This window comes from Streptococcus pantholopis (assembly GCF_001642085.1).
GTDB lineage: Bacteria > Bacillota > Bacilli > Lactobacillales > Streptococcaceae > Streptococcus > Streptococcus pantholopis.
Window position 1 is genome coordinate 1,469,083 of sequence record NZ_CP014699.1, and the last position, 20,379, is coordinate 1,489,461.

The 20,379-nt window shown below is 43.2% G+C and carries 19 protein-coding genes and 1 pseudogene; 1 reads left to right on the forward strand and 19 read right to left on the reverse strand.

Going from position 1 to position 20,379, the window contains the following annotated elements; genetic code table 11:
• Positions 1-4: 4 nt before the first annotated feature.
• The 12 genes and pseudogenes from A0O21_RS11150 to A0O21_RS06785 form a co-directional block, all read right to left on the reverse strand.
• Entirely contained in the window at positions 5-199 is a 195-nt protein-coding gene (locus tag A0O21_RS11150; protein WP_418346441.1) for a cell division protein FtsA C-terminal domain-containing protein, read from the reverse strand.
• A pseudogene (gene ftsA, locus A0O21_RS06735) lies at positions 172-1,366 on the reverse strand (cell division protein FtsA); the annotation flags it as partial. The pseudogene ftsA and the gene A0O21_RS11150, both read right to left, overlap by 28 nt.
• Positions 1,367-1,506: 140 nt before the next feature.
• A complete protein-coding gene (locus A0O21_RS06740) occupies positions 1,507-2,661 on the reverse strand; it encodes a cell division protein FtsQ/DivIB (RefSeq protein ID WP_067063342.1) in 1,155 nt (384 codons plus the stop codon).
• Positions 2,662-3,738: a UDP-N-acetylglucosamine--N-acetylmuramyl-(pentapeptide) pyrophosphoryl-undecaprenol N-acetylglucosamine transferase gene (locus tag A0O21_RS06745; RefSeq protein ID WP_067063347.1), complete on the reverse strand. Its 1,077-nt coding sequence runs from the start codon at positions 3,736-3,738 to the stop codon at positions 2,662-2,664.
• Positions 3,731-5,095 carry a UDP-N-acetylmuramoyl-L-alanine--D-glutamate ligase gene (gene murD, locus A0O21_RS06750; RefSeq protein ID WP_067063350.1) on the reverse strand — a complete coding sequence of 455 codons (1,365 nt, stop codon included), beginning with the start codon at positions 5,093-5,095 and terminating at the stop codon, positions 3,731-3,733. The genes A0O21_RS06745 and murD overlap by 8 nt, the downstream gene beginning before the upstream one ends.
• Before the next feature lie 406 nt (positions 5,096-5,501).
• Positions 5,502-5,753 carry a DUF3165 family protein gene (locus A0O21_RS06755; RefSeq protein WP_067063354.1) on the reverse strand — a complete coding sequence of 84 codons (252 nt, stop codon included), beginning with the start codon at positions 5,751-5,753 and terminating at the stop codon, positions 5,502-5,504.
• 38 nt (positions 5,754-5,791) lie between these two features.
• Positions 5,792-7,636 carry a translational GTPase TypA gene (gene typA / locus A0O21_RS06760; protein WP_067063357.1) on the reverse strand — a complete coding sequence of 615 codons (1,845 nt, stop codon included), beginning with the start codon at positions 7,634-7,636 and terminating at the stop codon, positions 5,792-5,794.
• A 392-nt stretch (positions 7,637-8,028) separates the two neighbouring features.
• Positions 8,029-8,412 (reverse strand): rhodanese-like domain-containing protein, encoded by a 384-nt coding sequence (locus A0O21_RS06765; protein WP_067063360.1) that lies wholly within the window; start codon positions 8,410-8,412, stop codon positions 8,029-8,031.
• A gap of 1,316 nt (positions 8,413-9,728) precedes the next feature.
• Complete coding sequence (locus tag A0O21_RS06770; RefSeq protein ID WP_067063362.1) at positions 9,729-10,700, reverse strand: ROK family glucokinase; 972 nt, start codon at positions 10,698-10,700, stop codon at positions 9,729-9,731.
• Entirely contained in the window at positions 10,697-10,912 is a 216-nt protein-coding gene (locus tag A0O21_RS06775) for a YqgQ family protein (protein ID WP_067063364.1), read from the reverse strand. Before A0O21_RS06775 ends, A0O21_RS06770 begins: the two co-directional genes overlap by 4 nt.
• Positions 10,913-11,006: 94 nt before the next feature.
• Positions 11,007-11,732, reverse strand: coding sequence for a metallophosphoesterase (locus tag A0O21_RS06780; RefSeq protein ID WP_067063366.1), 726 nt, complete (start codon positions 11,730-11,732; stop codon positions 11,007-11,009).
• Between the two features lie 86 nt (positions 11,733-11,818).
• Positions 11,819-12,346, reverse strand: coding sequence for a Dps family protein (locus A0O21_RS06785; protein WP_067063370.1), 528 nt, complete (start codon positions 12,344-12,346; stop codon positions 11,819-11,821).
• Positions 12,347-12,460: 114 nt separating this feature from the next.
• On the opposite strand from A0O21_RS06785, the gene A0O21_RS06790 reads away from it, so the two are divergent.
• Positions 12,461-13,120 carry a prepilin peptidase gene (locus tag A0O21_RS06790; protein ID WP_067063374.1) on the forward strand — a complete coding sequence of 220 codons (660 nt, stop codon included), beginning with the start codon at positions 12,461-12,463 and terminating at the stop codon, positions 13,118-13,120.
• Positions 13,121-13,166: 46 nt separating this feature from the next.
• Here the strand turns inward: A0O21_RS06790 and trpA are convergent, their stop codons facing one another.
• The 7 genes from trpA to trpE all read right to left on the reverse strand — a co-directional run bounded on the left by trpA (position 13,167) and on the right by trpE (position 19,847).
• Positions 13,167-13,955 carry a tryptophan synthase subunit alpha gene (gene trpA / locus A0O21_RS06795; RefSeq protein WP_067063378.1) on the reverse strand — a complete coding sequence of 263 codons (789 nt, stop codon included), beginning with the start codon at positions 13,953-13,955 and terminating at the stop codon, positions 13,167-13,169.
• A complete protein-coding gene (gene trpB, locus A0O21_RS06800) occupies positions 13,952-15,169 on the reverse strand; it encodes a tryptophan synthase subunit beta (protein WP_067063381.1) in 1,218 nt (405 codons plus the stop codon). Before trpB ends, trpA begins: the two co-directional genes overlap by 4 nt.
• The gene (locus A0O21_RS06805; RefSeq protein ID WP_067063383.1) at positions 15,166-15,747 is read right to left on the reverse strand and encodes a phosphoribosylanthranilate isomerase; all 582 of its coding nucleotides are present in this window, start codon (positions 15,745-15,747) and stop codon (positions 15,166-15,168) included. Before A0O21_RS06805 ends, trpB begins: the two co-directional genes overlap by 4 nt.
• On the reverse strand, positions 15,734-16,501 hold the full coding sequence (gene trpC / locus A0O21_RS06810; protein ID WP_067063385.1) for an indole-3-glycerol phosphate synthase TrpC: 768 nt from the start codon (positions 16,499-16,501) through the stop codon (positions 15,734-15,736). Before trpC ends, A0O21_RS06805 begins: the two co-directional genes overlap by 14 nt.
• Positions 16,498-17,502, reverse strand: coding sequence for an anthranilate phosphoribosyltransferase (trpD, locus tag A0O21_RS06815; RefSeq protein WP_067063387.1), 1,005 nt, complete (start codon positions 17,500-17,502; stop codon positions 16,498-16,500). The genes trpC and trpD overlap by 4 nt, the downstream gene beginning before the upstream one ends.
• A gap of 393 nt (positions 17,503-17,895) precedes the next feature.
• Positions 17,896-18,495, reverse strand: coding sequence for an aminodeoxychorismate/anthranilate synthase component II (locus A0O21_RS06820; RefSeq protein WP_067063390.1), 600 nt, complete (start codon positions 18,493-18,495; stop codon positions 17,896-17,898).
• A complete protein-coding gene (gene trpE / locus A0O21_RS06825; protein ID WP_067065209.1) occupies positions 18,492-19,847 on the reverse strand; it encodes an anthranilate synthase component I in 1,356 nt (451 codons plus the stop codon). The genes A0O21_RS06820 and trpE overlap by 4 nt, the downstream gene beginning before the upstream one ends.
• Positions 19,848-20,379 lie beyond the last annotated feature (532 nt).

Genomic DNA, 20,379 nt, shown 5'->3' on the forward strand with positions numbered 1-20,379 from the left:
TACTTTAATCAAACATACTGCCAAAAATACCGCGGACACGTTCACTCATTTTTTGCTTTGGCTTAGCAGGCTCCTCGGGCTGTACAGGCTTTTGAAGAGGCTGCGAGTTCCGTACAGGATCCGCAGGTATTTCAGGTTCGTTAAAAGCTGGGGCTACTGGATTGCGTGAATCAACATCAATCGGTTTCCGTCTCAGCAACTCTTCACCGGCTACAGCCCGCTGCGAAATCACATCAACCTCTGTCATCCTGCCGACATATTCAACCAGACCAATCACATTGGCAAACATTGGATTGCGGATACCAACCTGATTAGGGACATGAAGTTTGACAGAAGTCCCGAAAATTTCCTGAGCTACTTCAACGATACCCGGCATAATAGCACCGCCGCCAATAAGCACAATGCCCCCAGGCAGCTCTAAAAGCCGAGCGCGTTCCAAATCCTGCTTGACATGTTCTAAAATATGTTTCACACGAGCCGAAATAATCTCTGCCAGATATCGTTCGGTTATTTCAATCGGAACATCACTTCCCACAACATCGACTTCAACTGTTTCTGTCATACTGGCTTCAGCCAGATTAGCCTGACCGAAGTTAAACTTAAGCGCTTCTGCAATTTGCAGAGACGTTTTCAGAACCTTAGAAATGTCTTTGGTGACATATTCACCGCCTTCAGGGTAAGTGTTGGTAAACTGCAGTTCCTGCTCCCTCATGGAAGCAACCGAAGTTTGACCGCCGCCCATATCAATAACGGTGGCCCCAAATTCACGTTCTCCCTCATTCAAAACAGACTTGGTCATTGAAAGCGGAGAGATGATAACATTTTCAACATTAATGCCGGCTCTCTCAACGGTCTTACGCAGATTATGAAGAATAGTGCTCGGTCCTGTATAAACAAGTCCACGCATCTCCAAACGTATTCCCATCATTCCGCGCGGATCGCGGATGCCCTGAAATCCATCAACAATAAACTCTTCCGGCACAAGTGAAATCACTTCACGTTCCGGGCTGACGTTTTTTGTCAAGGCCGACTTGATAACCGTCTCAACATCTTCATCTCTGATTTCTTTTGAATCACTGGGAACAGGTATCATACCCTGTGTCGGTTCAATTTGCAGCAGATTAGCCGGCAGGCCGACATTGATTTTATCAATGGTCATCCCCGCTTTTTCTTCCGCCTGTTCCACAGCCGTTTTTATCGCTTCAGCAGCAGCTTCAATATCTACAATGATGCCATCCCTTACGCCTGTACTGGGAACATTGCTGACACCAATAACATTCATTTCACCGGCTGCAAATTCCGCAACAAGCACTTTAATCGAGCTAGTCCCTATGTCTAATCCCGTAAAAAAGCCATTTCTAGCCATTCACTCGACCTCACTATCTTTCCAAACTTTTTCCATACTAAAACCTGTTTAAAAAACAGAATTATTCAGAAAATATTATATCATAAAAAAACGTAAAATGTGAACATTTTACGTTTTTTTGTTATATAAACTTAATCTTTCTACTGAGCGGTTTCGGCTTCAGAATCTGGCTGATCAGGAATCTCTTGGCTCTCGTTCCCCTCTTCCTGAGCCGCTTCTTCCTGTCCCTCAGTATTTTCGGCTTCACTTGCCTCAGCATTAGCGCCGTCATCATCTGAAGAAACTGGCTCATCATTTTCTGCATCTCTTGTTTCTTCAAGGGCAGCCGTCGTAGCATAAAGACCAACTTCCATATCAATAATGCTGGGTTCACTGAGTGTGCTTTTAATCTTACTGTAATAGGGCAGCTTGACCTTGATTTCAGACAGCGGCACCCTGACAATATTGCCGTCATACATGGTCAAAGACAGCAAATCAGCTGTTGCTGCTGTACTTGCAAGATCGACACTCCGAATATTGCTGATCAGTTCCTTATCCATATCGGCAAACGTTTTTACCAATGTTTGGATATCCTCTTCATTCTCTAGGTTAATGATAAGGTAATTATCGGGCAGTTCTGTGCTGTTGACGGCCGCAGCATGCTTTCCATTTTCCAAAATCGGCTGATAGCCGGCGTCAGTCTGCATATAGCCGACAACATCATACTCGGTTAACTTGATAGTGAAAATATTAGGAAATTTGTAGTTGATAACAGCTTTTTTTACCCACATATTCCCTTGTTCTATGGCCTGTTCATAAGGACCAGGCTGAAAGAGAAGTGAAAAGAAATAATCCGAATCAGCAATCCCTGATTGAGTCAAAACATCCTCTTCAAGCGCATGGGTCAGCCCTTCTACCTGAATTACTTTTTTCTTACTGTAGGGAGAAATTAAAAATAACGAAAAGAGCAGAACTGCTAAAGAAAGGACGACGACCGGACTTGCCTTGCGCCAGGCTTTCTGTTTTTTGCTCAGGCTTTTTTTCTGTTTTGGTTTAACGCGCTTTTTTTCTTTCGTTTTTTGGGAGGGCCTTTTCTTTTTTGAAGACGATTGAGCCTTCTCCTCTACTTGCTTCTCTTCTGTTTCACCCTTATTTAAATGCTGTTGAAACTGAGCTCGCTTTTCTGCCTGAAGCTTCTGCTGCAGCTTTTCTTTCTCCTCTGCTTCTTTCTTTTTTCTTTTAAGGAATTCGACGTTTCGCTTCTGCCATTCGGTCAGAACAACTTCGTCTTTTCCTTCTTTCTTCTTTTGAGCCATTTATTTTCCTTTTGTTCTCGCGGCAATATCCTGATTTAATAAATTATAGAATGCTTCCGGTGTTTTAATTTCTTTGGAGGCTGCCATTGTTTCCTGATAAACGCCTTTTCGATCAAGAAGCTGAGCAACTTCTTTCTTTAAATTAAGAAAATTTAAAGCACTTTCATCCAGCTGCCTAGCATAGCCTTTTTTTTCAAAATAGGCAGCATTTTCCAGTTGATCGCCTCGGCTGACTTCTTTTCCCAAAGGAACAATCAAATGAAGTTTTTGCATAGCCAGCAGTTCAAACAGGGTATTTGAGCCGCCGCGTGTTATGACAACATCTGCTGCAGACAGCAAAGGTTGATATAATTCAGTGACATAATCCGTTCTGTAAAGATTTTTAGTCAATACATTGAGGTTTTTATCGCCTGAGATATTAATAATATTGTAGCTGTCAGTCAGCTCGGGTGTCTGACTAATAAAATCATTGAACACCTTAGCTCCGGCAGATCCGCCGACAAAAAGAAGGGTATGCAGTTTCGGGTCAAATTGCCTCTGGATGGCTGCAAGCGCCTCAGGAGTTGCCGCCTCTTGTTTCTTAACCTTGGTCACGGCTCCAACATGTTTCACTTTAGTCAAAGACCTGTCCTGTTCAAAGGTTGTGTACATTGTTGTTGCAAATTTATAAGCAATTTTATTGGCCAGTCCCATTGACAAATCTGATTCATGGATAAAAACCGGAATTCCCAACAACCTAGCAGCAATTACAGGCGGGACAGAGACAAAACCGCCTTTAGAGAAAAGAAGCTGCGGACGAACTTTAAGCAAAATAAGCAGGGACTGCAAAATACCAAAAGCGACTTTGAAAACATCCGCCATATTCTGCCAGGAGAAGTAGCGGCGCAGCTTTCCTGTTGCAACTGCGTGAAATTGGACTGCTAAACCGGATTGTTTTATCTGCTCGTATTCAATCCCTTTTTTGTCGCCAATATAATGCACTTGCCAGCCATCTTCCAAAAACTTAGGCATCAGCAGCAAATTTAAGGTGACATGCCCCACCGTTCCGCCGCCTGTGAAAACAATTTTTTTAGCCATGAGACGTCTCCTTCAGTGCATTAAAGGCCGCAATAAATTCATCACCGCGCACTTCAAAATTTTGATACATATCCCAGCTGGCATTGGCAGGGCTAAGAAGAATAAGATCTCCCGGCTCAGCAGCAGCAAAAGCTAACTTTACAGCCGCCCTTATATCCTCTGCGTCAAGGCAGGACACTCCGGCTTTATCGGCCGCTCGTTTGAGACGGGGAGCCGATTCTCCAACGAGAATCATTTTTTTTAGTCCCTCAATATCCGGCACTAGTTCATCAAACTCGTTGCCGCGGTCAAGTCCTCCAGCAATCAGAATAACTCTGCTGTTATCAAAACCGGACAGTGCTTTCTGTGTTGCCAAAATATTGGTTGATTTACTGTCATTGTAGAACTTAACATTATTGACATCACCTAAAAACTGCAGACGGTGTTTAACACCGCGAAAACGGCTAAGACTTTGTTCGATAGCTGAATTAGCAATTCCAGACAGTTTAGCTGCCGCAATTGCTGCCAAAGCATTCTCCAAGTTATGGCTGCCAGGGACACCGACAGCATCAGCAGGCATCACAGCTTCTCCTTTAAAATAAAGCATACCGTTTTCCAGATAAGCTCCGTCAACTTTTCCTTTGGTCGAGAAAGGCACAACAGTCGCTTGCGTTTTTTCTGCATGCTCCTTAGCTAAGTCTTGATTAAAATTGAGAATCAAAAAGTCAGACGGTCCCATGTGCTTCTGAATATTCCACTTAGCAGCGGCATAATCCGCAAAAGTCCCGTGATAGTCGATGTGTGTCGGCAGTAAATTGGTTATCAGAGCAATGTGAGGATGGAAGGCCTTCGTTCCCATTAACTGAAAACTCGATAACTCCATCACCAGCAGGTCATCTGATTTAGCTGTCCTTACAACTTCACTGGCCGGAAATCCGATATTTCCGGCTAGAATCCCCTTTTTCCCGCCTGCATTCAGGATATCGGCAATCATTGTTGTTGTCGTTGTTTTACCGTTTGATCCCGTTATCCCTATAATAGCAGCCTCTGATACAAGATAAGCCAGCTCGACTTCTGTAATCACAGGAATACCTTTTTCAAGCGCTCTGACTACCATCGGATTATCATAACGGATACCCGGATTTTTTACCAACAGCTCGAAATTCTCATCCAATAGGTCCAGCGGATGGCTGCCGCATATAACCTTTATCCCCTCTTCAAGCAGGCTTTGGGCGGCAGGATTTTCAGCAAAAGCTTTCCCGTCATTGACAGTAACAATCGCACCTAATTCAGCGAGCAAACGCGCCGCTGCCTCACCAGAACGTGCCAATCCCAGCACTAATACTTTCTTGTTTGCAAACTGTCTAATTTTTTTCATTGTCGACCCAATCTATTATGTTATCTTTATTATTTTAACTTTATTTAAAAGGATTTTCAAGATTTTAGACAAGATAGTCCGGTTCCGCCAAAGAGTCGGTCCTTTGTTTTAGCCGCCTTCTTAAAAAAGGAATAATGCCTTTAGCTGCTGGCTGCAGCGCTGACAGCCGAAAGCTTTTGTTGCTATCTGCTGGACATAGTGAAACTTTAAAAAAGCGGGCAAAACAGGAATTGGAAAGACTTATTTTACCACAGTCTTACATAACAGAGAAGTCTCTTTGGTAATTAGTGCAGAAACAAGGGCTATGCAGCAGCTGGATAGAATACTTATCGAAAATTCTTGGATTTTTTCTAGCAAATAAAGGCCGAGAAACTAAGCACTCAGCCTTCTTTTAATTTTTAAAAGCTTATTTTTTAGGCCGTTTTGGTGTCAGATTCCAAATATCCCTAAGGGCAAAGTAGGCTAAAAGAACCATTCCTACGGTTACAAAAATTTCAGGAGGAAACTGAATAATTTTGACAAAGCTCATAACAGCCAAGGTCAAAAGCAAAACAACCAAGGCTGCTAAACCAATCATATTCAGTGTATTTCTTATCGTTTTTGGTGCCATAAAAAAATAGTATAAAACAACCAAAATGGCAATAATCAGATAAAACATGACGCCTCCTCAGTTTTTCCCTACACTGTCCCCGGTTCTTATTCTTCCGCCGATTTTTTCTTTTTTGCGGCCTTAGCCCGTTGGTTTTTATCTAAAATCTGTTTGCGCAGCCGAATAGACTGCGGCGTGACTTCCATATATTCATCATCGTTGAGGAATTCAAGAGATTCTTCAAGTGTCAGTATCCGCGGAGTTTTTATAACAGCTGTTTGATCCTTAGTCGCTGAACGGACATTAGTCATTTGTTTTGCTTTGGTAATATTGACTGTCAAATCATTTTCACGTGAATTTTCACCAATAATCATTCCTTCATAGACTTCGGTTCCGGGATTAACAAAGATGGTTCCGCGTTCTTCGACCGACATAATGGCATAAGTCGTCGCCTTGCCAGTGTCAATCGACACTAATGCTCCGCGGTGGCGGCCGCCAATTTCAGCTTTAATGACTGGCAAATACTGATCAAAGGTGTGGTTCATGATACCATACCCGCGTGTCATAGATAAAAATTCAGTCGGATAGCCGATCAAACCGCGTGCCGGAGCTAAGAAAATCAGCCGGGTCTGACCATTACCGGTTGACTGCATATCCAGCATTTCTCCCTTGCGTTCTGAAAGAGACTGAATGACTGCTCCCTGATATTCTTCCGGCGTGTCAATCTGAACGCGTTCGAAGGGTTCCATTTTCACACCGTCAATTTCTTTGACAATCACCTCCGGCCGGGAAACCTGCAGCTCATAGCCTTCACGGCGCATTGTTTCAATAAGAATGGACAGATGAAGCTCTCCGCGGCCGGAAACAATCCACTTGTCCGGTGAATCAGTCGCCTCAACACGAAGTGAGACATCTGTTTGCAGTTCAGCTAAAAGACGTTCTTCTACTTTACGGGAAGTCACATATTTCCCTTCACGGCCGGCAAAGGGAGAATTATTGGATAGAAAAGTCATCTGAAGAGTCGGCTCATCAATATGCAGAACAGGCAGAGGATCAACCGCATCTGAAGGCGTAATAGTTTCACCGACAAAGATGTCCTCCATACCCGAAACAGCAATCAAATCACCAGCCTTAGCTTCCTGAATATCCCGCCGTTCCAAACCAAAGAAGCCAAACAGCTTAGTCACCCGAAAATTTTTCTGTGTTCCGTCAAGTTTTGAGAGCGTCACCTGATCACCGACTTTTACTGTTCCCCGAAAGACACGGCCGATTCCGATACGTCCGACAAAGTCATTGTAATCCAGCAGAGAAACCTGAAACTGAAGCGGCTCTTCAGAATTATCCAGGGGGGCAGGAATGCGCTCAATGATGGTATCAAAAATCGGCGCCATCGTGTGTTCCTGACTGGCAGGGTCATCTGAAAGCGATGACGTGCCATTTACAGCTGATGCATAAACAACCGGGAAGTCCAATTGGTCATCATCTGCCCCCAGTTCAATGAAAAGTTCCAGCACTTCATCAACCACTTCTGCCGGGCGGGCAGACGGTTTATCAATTTTATTGACAACAACAATCGGAGTTAAATTTTGTTCCAAAGCTTTTTTCAGTACGAAACGTGTCTGCGGCATCGTTCCTTCATAAGCATCAACAACAAGAACAACCCCGTCAACCATTTTCATAATACGCTCAACTTCGCCGCCGAAATCAGCATGCCCAGGAGTATCCATAATGTTGATGCGCACACCATTATAAGCCACAGCTGTATTTTTAGCTAAAATAGTGATTCCGCGCTCTTTCTCCAGATCATTGGAATCCATAGCCCTTTCCTGCAGCTCTTTATGCTCATCGAGTGTATGGGATTGTTTCAGCAATTCATCAACAAGTGTCGTTTTCCCATGGTCAACATGGGCAATAATAGCAATATTGCGAATATCGTCTCTTAATTTTGTCATGATTTCATAAAATACACAAGCCTTAAAAGCCGATTTACTGTAAAGTTGGTTCTGCTCTCTGCAAAATAAGAGGAGTCCTTCTTTTATAAAACAACTTATAGACCGTGCCGGCCCTTCCTTTTTGCATGTAAATTATTCTTAACTTATGAATTATATCATAAAATCGGCTAAAAAACAGAAGAAAGATAATTGTAAATGTTTTCAAGTCAATGATAGCCCAAATAATAGAAACACTAACCTGATTCATTTTCAGATTAGTGTTTAGCGCTTTACTGACTATAAGTTGTTTTGAAAAATCTGCTTATCAATATTTTTTGTCTTAAGCGTGTCCTTATCACTCCCGCTTCGTCTTTGCACCATTTACTGTTTCTCTCCCAAAATTCCTGTCTCAGCTAGTTCCCTTTAGTTTTTCCAGTCCAGTAATCGAAGCCATCCTGTAAGACATACAAATCAGTATAACCTGCTTTTTTGAGCATCGTCAGCACACGTGGCAGAGCCGAACTTCTGCTGGCATCATAAAGTAAAATCGGTTTATCTTTCCGCAGAGCCGAAAGCGATGTTTGAAACTGAACAGCTGGCAGGTTTCGGGCTCCCAAAATATGCTTGCTGCGAAAGGCAGCAGGCTCACGAATATCAACAAGCTGAGCGCCATGTATTAATTCCTCAAATTCCGCATTACCTATAAATTTAGCAGCTCTGCGCACCCGAAAATAATTCCAGGCAACCCAGCCCAGCACCAGCACCAAAACAATGATGATAAAAATCCAAGAATTCATCAAATCTCCTTTAAAATAAGATACAAAGCCCGTCAAAAGAGCAAAGCAAAAATAGGAGCCTGACCGATGAGTCACTAAAGACTCAAGGGAAGGCTGTCTTTTTTGCACAGCTCTTAGGGCGTGTTCAATTAACAAGATACAAAGCCCATTTAAAAATCCGTATGAAAATAGGGGATGGCAAGTGATGCTGGCATCACGCTGACAGCCATCTTTTTCACTAGGATTTTAGGGCGTGTTCAATTCCATCAAGATACAAAGCCCGTTAAAAACGCAAAAGGAAAATAGGGGACTGACCGATGAGTCACTAAAGACTCAAGGGAGGGCTGTCTTTTTCCCGCAGCGTTTAGGGCGTGTTCAATTTCATCAAGATACAAAGCCCGTTAAAAGAGCAAAGCAAAAATAGGAGCCTGACCGATGAGTCACTAAAGACTCAAGGGAGGGCTGTCTTTTTCCCGCAGCGTTTAGGGCGTGTTCAATTTCATCAAGATACAAAGCCCGTTAAAAGAGCAAAGCAAAAATAGGAGCCTGACCGATGAGTCACTAAAGACTCAAGGGAAGGCTGTCTTTTTCCCGCAGCGTTTAGGGCGTGTTCAATTCATCTAGATACAAAGCCCGTTAAAAGCGCAAATGGAAAATAGGGGACTGACTGACGAATCACAAGATTCTAAGTCAGGACATCTTTTTCCCGCAGCGTTTAGGGCGTGTTCAATTCATCTAGATACAAAGCCCGTTAAAAGCGCAAATGGAAAATAGGGGACTGACTGACGAATCACAAGATTCTAAGTCAGGACATCTTTTTCCCGCAGCGTTTAGGGCGTGTTCAATTCATCTAGATACAAAGCCCGTTAAAAGAGCAAAGCAAAAATGACGGTAAGCCAGAAATCTTTGATTTCGTCTGCGCACCCCTGCCAGAACGACTAGAAAGGTGCAGTCGACTGTTAAGGCGACAAAGCTTTCAGACGTTTACGGCTGGCGGTAAGCCAGAAATCTTTGATTTCGTCTGCGCACCCCTGCCAAGACGACTAGGGAGTGGGACAGAACCCCAGACCACAAAGTTCCTTGTCCCACCCCCGCAAAGCCTAGTAGGCAATTTAAAGCTTTGAAAAAGCGAATAAAGTGCCACTAGACGACTAGCGTCTTGCACATAAGGCTATATCAAACATCAAGGCCTATTTTAAAAATCGGCCTTCAGACGTTTACGGCTAGCTGACAGTAAGACAAAATCTCAGACTATAAAGTTCCCTCACTCTCCCATTTCCAAGTTCGGGCTGACATCATCCAGTGGATGATGTCACTCCACAGCTCTTAGGGCGTGTTTAACCGGCTGCAAACTGATTAGCCAGACTGGCTGCACCTATAATACCAGCGTCATTGCCGAGTTCTGCAATCTTGATTGCTGTAGTTTTTTTCACCTGAGGAAAAGCAAACTTAAGAAAGTAGGTTTCAACTCGGCTGCGTAAAAATTCACCAGCAGCTGAAACACCGCCGCCAATAACAATTGAATCAGGATTTAAGATATTAGCAATATTTGCCGCAGCCAACCCCAGATAAAAAGCCACTTTTTCAACAACCGAATCTGCAAAATAATCCCCGTCTGCAGCTGCTTCAAAAATAGCTTTGCTGGAGACATCATCTCCATTATCAATAGCCGCTTTAACAGCTGAATCCCCTTCATAGCCTTCTGCCATATGGCGGGCAAGCCGTACTACACCGGTTGCAGAAGCCACTGTTTCCAAGCAGCCTTTATTGCCGCAGGTGCAGTCAAAACCATTCTCTGGCTCAACGATAATATGACCAATCTCTCCACCTGCTCCGGCTGCTCCATGGATAAGGTTACCATCAGCAATAACACCACCGCCAACGCCAGTTCCAAGCGTCACAAAAACAACATCTGGATTATTGGCACCGGCACCAACCCAGCGTTCGCCCAGTGCAGCAACATTGGCGTCATTATCAATCGCAAAAGGAATACCCAGCTCGCTTTCAATAACTGAACCAACTTCCTGTTTGGCAGCCCAATTCAGGTTAAAAGCACCAGTAACTGTTTTTTCAGAACGGTCAACGGCTCCCGGCGAACCCATACCAATACCTATAAAATCAGACTTAGTCATACCGTAAAGGGATAAGCGGTGCTTAAGAGAAGCCACGATATCCGGAACAATATGCCTGCCATCCTCTAAAATATTAGTATTAATCGCCCATTTTTCCTGAATCTGCCCATCCTGAGTTAAAATACCGAACTTGATAGTTGTTCCGCCAAGATCAATTCCCAAAAGTTTCTGACTCATTTGTTTCTTTCCTTTTCTTTTTCTGACTCCAATCTGTGCTCACGCCGTAAAATCAGCTCGGCCTGCAGATAATCGTCTTTTTCAAGCAGACCATTATCATAAAGCTTGCCTAATTCAATTTTCATGACTTCAATATCATACAGACGCTTGCCGATATAAACATAGATATTAAAATTTTTTAACAGCTTTTGCACATCATAAAGTGTTTTCATACCAAAATTTTAGCAAAAAAAAAGCCGGTTTTCAAGACAGATAAAGTGCTTTATTATCTAAAAAATCAGACTTTTTTATTATAGCCGTCCATGATTAAGACAGACGGTAGTTTTTGCTGAAAATCTGGTAATCAGCTTCCAGCCCGTGTTCAGAAATAACGACTCCATGGAGCGCTCCACCGTAAGCAGCACCTCCGTCAATATTAAGTTTATTGTTACGGTACCACAAATGGGTTTGACTGGCATTCTGATGAAGATAAGGAAGCGGTGTGTGGCCAAAAACAATCAGCTTGTCCAGTGAAGTCTCTTTTGCAAAAAATTCTTCGCGCGACCAGATAAAATCGTATCTGGAACTTTGGCGCCAGTCTGCTAAGTCAAGATTAACTCCGGCGTGCACACAAAGGCAAACGTCATGTTCGTAATACAAAGGGAGCTGTCTCAAAAAATCCAGCAAATCGGGATAATCTGTCTCAAACAGCTGAGCAATCTCCTGCGGAGACTTTTCTGTTAAAATGCCTTCATGGAAGAAACTTTCTATCGTTGTGCGTCCCCCATTTAACAGGTAAAGGCCGATTTCTTTTTTGGGAGCAGCCAGCCAATTCAGCAGCATATCTTCATGATTGCCGCTGACACAGACTGCCCCTGCTGTCTGCACCAGCTGATGCACTTTTAAAAAACAGTTTTTGGCATCTGGACCGCGGTCGCCTAAGTCTCCAAGAAAAACCAGCTGCTCCTCTTCCGGATTCCAATGGCGGAGCAAATCTTCAAGCATATCATATTCCCCATGCACATCGCCTACAGCAAATACTTTTTCTTTCACAAAAAAACCTCCCCTCTTTTTTACAGTATTTCCTACTACTAGTATACTACAAGGGGAGATAATCTTCAGTTATTTAGCGGATTTCATTAGTCTTTTGCTGCCAGACCGCGTTCAGCCTGCAGCATCCAAACGGTTTTATCAGCATCAGCCTGTGCGGCTGTGAAAAGATCGTTAGTTGGAGCATCAGCTTCTTCGTCAGTCACATCAAGTCCAACTTGATAAAGGTTAGAAAGGTAAGTGTAGACTTCTGCCAGCCTAGCCAAATGATCATCCATTTTTTTATCGAATGATCCCTTGCTTTCTTCCAACTTGGAGTGATCAGCAAACTCCTTTAATGTAGAATAGGGAGCGCCGCCAATTGTAATCAGGCGTTCACTCATTTCATCGAGATGATTGTTGAGACTGTCCATGAGTTCGTCCATTTTAGGATGTAAGTAATAAAAGCCCGATCCCCGCATATACCAATGGACTTGGTGGACAATTGAAGCAGCAACAGATAAGTCTGCTACAGCTTGATTCAGCACCGCTTTTGTTTTTTCATTACCGGCTGCTCCTTGCCCTGAAATATTGTGAGTAATTGACGCATAAAGACTTTGGGTTACTGTTTGAGTCATAGTAGTTACCTCCGCTTATTTAGAATGATTATTATTTCTATACTTCTATTTTAGAACTATTATAGATAAAAAACAAGTTATTTGTTTTATTTCTTTCATTACGAATATAAAAGTATGGAAACTTTTTTGTACTTCTTTTTAGGTGCCAGTACAGCTTCATTTTTAGGGCTGATTATTGAACGCTTCCCTAGCGAATCCATCATTGCCCCCAGAAGCCGCTGCAACAGCTGCGGCCGGATATTAGCAGTCAGAGATTTAATTCCCCTTGCTTCTCAGATATGTAACCGATTTCGCTGTCGTTTCTGTGAAAGCAAAATCCCGATTTGGTACGGCCTTTTTGAGGCAGGCATCGGTATCCTCTTTGCTCTCTGGAGCAAGGGAGTGCTGACATCAGAACAGCTCCTGCTCCTTATTTTCAGCTGCACACTCAGTCTTTATGACCTCAAAGAGCAGGCTTACCCACTGCTAATCTGGTTCTGCTTCACCCTGCCGCTTCTGCTTTTTCACAGTCCCAGCGAACTGACAATAATTTTCCTGCTTATTGCAATAGCAGCTAGTTTCATCAGTCTGCGGATAGGCAGCGGTGATTTTTTATATTTAGCTACCTTAACCCTGAACACCGATGGACAAAAAATCTTGTGGATTATTCAGCTGGCCAGCCTTTCTGCTATCTTCTTTATCCTCTTTTTTCACAAAAGAAGGAAAGCAATACCTTTTATTCCCTTCTTATCTGCGGCTTATCTTCTGCTGACAGTATGGGAACTGCTCAGTTAAAAAGGTTCAAAATCCTTCTGAAACACAAATTCAGCTTAAAGCACTGCTAATGAACCCTGTTGTTAAAAACAGCCTGACGGATAAATCGGCTAAGTTCTGCTTCCTGCCCTTGATGAAGGGCCTCCACGACTTTACTTCCGACAATAACGCCATCCGAAACTCGGTTAAAACGCTCAATATCTGCCAGAGTTGAGACGCCAAAACCGGTAAGAACAGGGATATCAGCTATGTCATGAAGGCTACTAAGATGTTCATCCAAATTGTCCTGATAGCCTTGGACTCTGCCTGTCACACCATTTACAGCAACAGCATAGATAAAGCCTTCGGCATGTTTGGTTAGTTCTATTTGACGCTCAACCCCTGTTGTCAGAGAAACAAGAGGGATTAAAGCTATATCCGTGTTTTCAAGGTAAGGAAGAATGAAGTCTTCATGCTCATGCGGCAAATCCGGGACGATAAGGCCTTTAACAGATGTCGATTCCAAATCAGCAATAAATTTTTCAATACCATATTGAAAAACCGGATTGAAATAAGTCATGATAAGCAGAGGAACCGGGCTTTCTTTTTCTTGCAGCTTCTTAATCACAGCTCTTAAACTTGTTCCCCTCCCTAAGCTCCGCTGTCCAGCTGCTTCAATAACCGGTCCGTCAGCAACTGGATCAGACCAGGGGATACCTACTTCAATAGCTGAAGCTCCGCTTGCAGCCAGCAAATCAATAGTCTCAAAAAGTCCGTCAAGCCCTCGCTTGTGGTCGCCAGCCATAATATAGGGTACAAAAAGTCCCTGACCATTTGCTTGAATAGTCTGCAGATGCTTTGTCAGTGTTTTTATCATGCGTTTTCTCCTTCTGCTACAGTTTTTTCCAGCCGTTTTTTGACCTGTGAGACATCTTTGTCTCCGCGACCTGAAAGGCAGACAATGATTGATTTATCCGGACCGAGTTCTTTAGCAACTTTTTGGGTAAGGGCAATCGCATGACTGGATTCCAGAGCGGGAATAATCCCTTCTAAGCGTGATAAAAGCTGAAAGGCTTCCAAAGCCTCTTCATCTGTCACGGCTGCATAACTTGCCCGCCCTATTTCATTAAAATAAGAATGTTCAGGACCAACACCTGGATAATCAAGGCCAGCTGAAATGGAAAAAGCTTCCATAATTTGACCATGTTCATCCTGCAGTACATCCATAAGAGCACCATGCAAAACACCAGGGCGTCCTTTAGCAAAAGTAGCAGCATGCTGGTCTGTATCAAGACCTAGGCCCGCAGCCTCTGCCCCATACATTGCCACAGTCTCGTCGTTAACGAAAGGATAAAACAAACCGATAGCGTTTGATCCGCCTCCAACACAGGCTAGAACAGCATCCGGCAGCTGACCGTCAGTTAGCGCTGCAAATTGCTTTTTAGCTTCTCTGCCGATGACAGACTGTAAATCACGGACGATTTCTGGAAAGGGAGCAGGACCCAGAGCAGAACCCATTATATAATGCGTGTCGGTAATATGGCTAACCCAGCTGCGCAGTGCAGCGTTAACAGCGTCTTTAAGAACGCGCGACCCGTCTTTTACAGCATGAACCTTAGCCCCCAGCAATTCCATGCGAAAAACGTTAAGCGCCTGCCGCTTAACATCCTCTTCTCCCATATAAATCGTGCATTCCATATCGAAAAGCGCTGCTGCCGTAGCAGTTGCTACCCCATGCTGACCTGCTCCGGTCTCAGCAATGATTTTTTTCTTGCCCATCCGTTTAGCCAGCAGGACTTGTCCCAAGGCATTGTTGATTTTATGAGCACCGGTATGATTAAGGTCTTCTCGTTTGAGATAGATTTTGGCTCCGCCGATATGCCTGCTTAAACGTTCTGCGTAATATAGCGGCGTTTCGCGGCCTACATAATTTTTTAAAAGAGCTGTCAGTTCGCTCTGAAAAGCGGGGTCCTTCTTGGCCTCACGGTATGCTTGGTCCAACTCAATAACTGCAGTCATCAATGTTTCAGGAATAAACTGGCCGCCAAAATTCCCATAAAAACCTTTTTTATTTGGTTGCTTATATGTCATGCTTTTACCCTTTCTACAAATAATCTGATTTTTTCTGCATCTTTTCGGCCATTGCTTTCAACACCGCTGGAAACATCTACAGCAAAAGGATGAAATAGACGAATGGCTTGGCTGACATTGTCGGCAGTCAGCCCTCCTGCAATGAAAAATGGACTGCTAAATGTTTTATTTTGCAGTTTTGTCCAATCAAAAGTCTGACCGGAACCGGCAACAGGGGCATCTAAAAGCAGATAGTCTGATTGTCCGGCAGGAACTGTCAGCTCATCTTTTACCTGCAGCGCCCTAATGACAGGAACAGAGAGCGTTTTGCTGCTCATGTCCTTAAAATCTCCGTGGATCTGTACCATATCAAGCGGTACAGCCTTGATATACTCTTCCAGCATCTCATAGCTTGGACTGACAAAAACACCGACTTTTTTCACCTTTTCCGGAACCAGCTGAGCCAAGCTTTGAGCCTGCTTCAGACTGACTTGACGACGGCTGGCCGCAAAGACAAAACCGATATAATCACTTCCAGCCTCCACAGCACTGACAACCTCATCGGGGGCAGAAAGACCGCAAATTTTAACTTTTGTCAATTTTGAACTCCTTTATCTTTTCCGCCGGATTATCAGCCTGCATGAGAGCTGTCCCGACTAAAATGCCATTAAAATAGGGTGCTAGAGCTCTTGCATCTTCCTTTGTGAAAATAGCTGATTCAGAAATATAAACACAGTCATCTTTAAAATGTGCTGACAGCGATAAGCTAGTATTAATATCAGTTGTAAAAGTAAATAAATTGCGATTATTAACACCGATAATCTGCGCCTTAAGCTGGTGAGCGACCGCCAGTTCAGAAAGATTATGGGTTTCTACTAAAACTTCAAGACCAATCCCATAAGCAAATTCATAAAGCTCTTTAAGGCGGTGTTCCGGCAAAGCGGCAACAATCAATAAAATAACAGTTGCTCCGGCATTGCGGGCTCGGACTATCTGTTTTTCATCGATGATAAAGTCTTTAGCTAAGGTCGGAATGGTTACATGATTTGAAACATCAGCCAAATAGCTGAGCCGTCCTTTAAAAAAAACACTATCTGTCAATACCGAAATCATAGCGGCACCAGCTTCTTCATATTGTCTGGCCTGAGTAAGGATATCAACATCTAAATTAATATCTCCCATACTGGGACTGGCTTTTTTGATCTCAGCAATAATCTGCAGCTGCCGTTGATGGGTGCTGAAATAATCAAAAACTTTATAAGTCCTGCGCAAAGGCTTGAGTTCTTCCATGCTGAGCTGGTCCACTTCCAGCCTTTTTTGGGATAAAATTTTTGCTAAAAACTCTTCAGTCATATCTGCACCTCCTGTAACTGCCGCAGTTTTTCCAGAGCCTGCCCTCCAGCAAGAAGCTGCCGAGCCAATACTACTCCCTCCTTAATAGAACCCGTTTTCCCGTTAGCATAGAAAGCTAAACCGGCATTAAGAACACTGGTCTCCAAGTAAGGACTGGCTTCATTTTTCAAAACACTCAGCAAAATTCGGGCATTTTCATGAGCATCTCCCCCTTTTATAGCTTCGGGCTCAACTCTCTCCATCTGCAAATCCTTATAAGTAAAAGTATGTTGACTTATTTCTCCGTCATCAAGCAGCGTATAAGTATTAGTCCCGTAAAGAGCAGCTTCATCCATATTGTCAGGGCCTGTAATGACAACAGCCCGCCTGCGTCCCAAATTAGACATAGCCTGAGCAGCTATCTTTTGGAGTTCGGGGCGGTACAAGCCCATCAGCTGTGTTTCCAAATCAAGCGGATTAGCCAAGGGTCCAACTAGGTTCATAATGGTTGGAACACCGAGTTCCTGGCGGGCCGGACCGATATAGCGCATAGCCGGATGCATTGTCTGGGCAAAGATAAAAGCTAATCCCACCTGCTTTAAGGCATTTGCCAACACAGCCGGTTCGGCAGCAACGTTTATTCCCAAAGCTTCAAGCACATCAGCTGAGCCGGACTTAGAAGAAATCGAGCGGTTCCCGGCCTTAGCCACCCGAATTCCTGCAGCAGCTAAAATAAAGGAAACGGTTGTTGAGATATTAAAACTATAAGACTGATCTCCTCCTGTACCACAGTTGCACATTGCATCATCAAAAGTTTGCGGAAGCTCTCTGCTATGTTTCTTAAGCGCTCTGACAATTCCTGTTATTTCAGAATCTGTCTCACCCTTAATTTTTAGTCCCAATAGAAAGGCAGCAATTTGCGCTTGGGAAATGTTCCCTGCCAGTATCTGCTCAAAAATCTGCTGTACTTGCTCTTCGCTTAAATTTTTTCTTTCAGCCAACTGTTCAAAAATAACTTTCATCAATCCCACACTCCTTCACCAAGATACAAAGGCCGTTTAAAAATCCGTATGAAAATAGGGGATGACAAGTGATGCTGGCATCACGCTGACAACCATCTTTTTCACTAAGATTTTAGGCCGTGTTCAGTTCACCAAGATACAAAGGCCGTGAAAAACGCAAAAGGAAAATAGGGGACTGACTGACGAATCGCCAGATTCTAAGTCAGGACATCTTTTTCCCGCAGCGTTTAGGCCGTGTTCAGTTCACCAAGATACAAAGGCCGTTTGAAGTACAAAAAAGGGCAGTGGCTCCAGTAGATCTTAGGATTAGAAATCAGATTTCCTTCTTGCGCTTCTTTTTTGGCTGTTGTCTGTATCTTTTATAGCGCTGTCTGCCTATTTTAAGACTCAATTTTACTCATTCGCCTGCTTCATATTGGGAGCCATACGGTCTTGTGTCTGTTTTATAAAATTCTCAATCATTTTTAGGCCGGACGGTGTCCCAATGCTTTCCGGATGAAACTGCAGACCGTAAACAGGCAGCTTGTTATGCTGAATCGCCATCACTTCCTGATCATCTTTGCTGTATGCTGTTACTGTAAAGACAGCCGGTATACGGTCTGCCACAATAGAATGGTAGCGCATAACAGAAATTGGTTCAGCAATATCTGTAAAAATAGCAGATTTTTTATCAACTTCCAACAAACTTTGTTTGCCGTGCATGACCTGCCTTGCTAAACTCAGTTTTCCGCCAAAGCATTCTATAATAGCTTGGTGTCCCAAACAAATGCCTAAAATTGGTTTTTGCTCAGCAAAATGTGCTATTAAATTTTTTGTTTCCCCTGCTTCGCAAGGCCAACCCGGTCCGGGAGAAAAAACCAGGCTGCTGGCCTTCTGAGCTTCTTCATATAAATCATCTGCATCATTGCGCAAGACTTTGACAGAACTAAAGGTACCAATATACTGAGCCAAATTGTAAGTAAAAGAATCATAATTATCAATCAATAAAATCATTGCCTATCTCCTAGTGCTGTCATTGCTTTGGCCTTATTTACCGTTTCATCAAATTCTTTTTCAGGTATACTGTCATAGACAATCCCTGCGCCCGCCTGTACATAAGCCTTATAATTTTTGATAACCATGGTGCGAATAGCAATAGCAAAGTCCATATCGCCGCTTGCCGATAAATAGCCGATAGCTCCGGCATAAATCCCGCGTTTTTCCTTTTCCAGCTCATAGATGCGCTGCATAGCACGAATTTTAGGAGCGCCTGATACAGTGCCTGCCGGTAAAGTTGATTTAAGCGCATCGACAGCTGTCAGATCTGACAGAAGCCGTCCCTTTACGACACTGGTCAAATGCATGACATATCGGAAATAATCAACTTCCATATACTTGCTGAGACGAACAGATCCGATTTGCGAAATCCGCCCCAAATCATTACGTCCGAGGTCAACCAGCATGCGGTGCTCTGCTGTTTCTTTCGCATCAGCCAGTAAATCCTCGCTAAGTTTCTGGTCTTCTTCGTCATCGCGGCCGCGCGGCCTCGTTCCGGCGATTGGGTTAGTTGTTACAAGATGATCCTTGACCGAAACCAGACTTTCCGGGCTTGCACCGATAATCTGATAACTTCCAAAATCGTAAAAATAAAGGTAGTTAGACGGATTGGTCACACGTAAATTTCTGTAGTAGTCCAAAGGATCGCCATGAAAATCACTGGAAAAGCGCTGACTCAGCACACATTGAAACATGTCACCCTGACGGATAAGATCCTTAGCTTTTTTTACCATATTCTCAAATGTTTTACGTTCAAGATGAGCTTTAAACTGTAATTTATGCAGCTCTTGAGGTGAAAATTCATTCACAGCCTGCTGCTGTAAATCAGCTATCGTTTTTCCTAAGGCGTGACGCATACTATCATGGCTGCGATGGGAATAGATATTGTCTTCCACCACATGAATCACTTCTTTTTTATGGTCAAAAATTAAGTAAGATTCATAAACAAAGAAATGCATGTCCGGCGTCCCGATACTGTCTTTAGGTATTGAACCGATATCTTCGTAAAGAGAAATCATATCATAAGCCATAAAACCGATAGCTCCGCCTGTAAAAGGCAGATAAGCAGGTGTCTTCTGTACTGTTAACTGGCTTAAAAAATCAAGCGGATCTTGTTCCACAATACTATCATTCAGATAAAGTTTTCCACCTTCATATCTAACTTCATAGACCGGATTATAGGCTATGATAGAAAAACGAGCATTTGTTTTCTCCCGCGGAATACTCTCCAGAATAACTTTATGTTCTCCTTTTAATCGCATATAAGCTAAAATAGGAGTAAGGATATCAGCATTTAAAATCTTTTGCATAAACACCTCTTTTTCAATCATTGTATGCTGCTGACATGCTGCAGCATTTGACCGTTCTACTGCCGGCTGCTATCTCAAATAAAAAAACCTCACACAGAAAAATCTGTGTGAGGGCGTTTTCAGTCAGTGCAACGCGGTACCACCTCAATTTACGAAAACAAAAATTCGCAATCTCACTCTCCTCCAACAAGGAGCTGCACGGTAAGGAGTGCCTGCCTGAAGAACATGTTTTATCTTCAACAATATACCATCAGCCCAATTTCATAAAGATCTGCTGCCCGTTCACAGTTCCCACGGACTCCCTGAAAGCACATCCTCATTACTTTTCTGATTGCTAATTATTATACTCTCATTTCCGGAAATGTCAAGTGTTTTTTGCAAATATTCTAAAAATTACAAAACCTTCAGCTTTAATGGCTTCTTTAAAACCAAAAAGGCTGTTCAGACAAATTAAAAAAAGTCAGCACAAGAGTTCTGACCTTTCTTATTAATTTTCTTTAAATGTCATAGGCCTGATGATAGCGCTGATATC

Excerpts from the sequence above, each read along its gene's own strand:
- A0O21_RS06740 (WP_067063342.1), bottom strand. The coding sequence starts at position 2,661 with ATGGCTCAAAAGAAGAAAGAAGGAAAAGACGAAGTTGTTCTGACCGAA.
- A0O21_RS06745 (WP_067063347.1), bottom strand. The coding sequence starts at position 3,738 with ATGGCTAAAAAAATTGTTTTCACAGGCGGCGGAACGGTGGGGCATGTC.
- murD (WP_067063350.1), bottom strand. The coding sequence starts at position 5,095 with ATGAAAAAAATTAGACAGTTTGCAAACAAGAAAGTATTAGTGCTGGGA.
- A0O21_RS06755 (WP_067063354.1), bottom strand. The coding sequence starts at position 5,753 with ATGTTTTATCTGATTATTGCCATTTTGGTTGTTTTATACTATTTTTTT.
- typA (WP_067063357.1), bottom strand. The coding sequence starts at position 7,636 with ATGACAAAATTAAGAGACGATATTCGCAATATTGCTATTATTGCCCAT.
- A0O21_RS06765 (WP_067063360.1), bottom strand. The coding sequence starts at position 8,412 with ATGAATTCTTGGATTTTTATCATCATTGTTTTGGTGCTGGTGCTGGGC.
- A0O21_RS06770 (WP_067063362.1), bottom strand. The coding sequence starts at position 10,700 with ATGAGTCAGAAACTTTTGGGAATTGATCTTGGCGGAACAACTATCAAG.
- A0O21_RS06775 (WP_067063364.1), bottom strand. The coding sequence starts at position 10,912 with ATGAAAACACTTTATGATGTGCAAAAGCTGTTAAAAAATTTTAATATC.
- A0O21_RS06785 (WP_067063370.1), bottom strand. The coding sequence starts at position 12,346 with ATGACTCAAACAGTAACCCAAAGTCTTTATGCGTCAATTACTCACAAT.
- A0O21_RS06790 (WP_067063374.1), top strand. The coding sequence starts at position 12,461 with ATGGAAACTTTTTTGTACTTCTTTTTAGGTGCCAGTACAGCTTCATTT.
- trpA (WP_067063378.1), bottom strand. The coding sequence starts at position 13,955 with ATGATAAAAACACTGACAAAGCATCTGCAGACTATTCAAGCAAATGGT.
- trpB (WP_067063381.1), bottom strand. The coding sequence starts at position 15,169 with ATGACATATAAGCAACCAAATAAAAAAGGTTTTTATGGGAATTTTGGC.
- trpC (WP_067063385.1), bottom strand. The coding sequence starts at position 16,501 with ATGACTGAAGAGTTTTTAGCAAAAATTTTATCCCAAAAAAGGCTGGAA.
- trpD (WP_067063387.1), bottom strand. The coding sequence starts at position 17,502 with ATGAAAGTTATTTTTGAACAGTTGGCTGAAAGAAAAAATTTAAGCGAA.
- A0O21_RS06820 (WP_067063390.1), bottom strand. The coding sequence starts at position 18,495 with ATGATTTTATTGATTGATAATTATGATTCTTTTACTTACAATTTGGCT.
- trpE (WP_067065209.1), bottom strand. The coding sequence starts at position 19,847 with ATGCAAAAGATTTTAAATGCTGATATCCTTACTCCTATTTTAGCTTAT.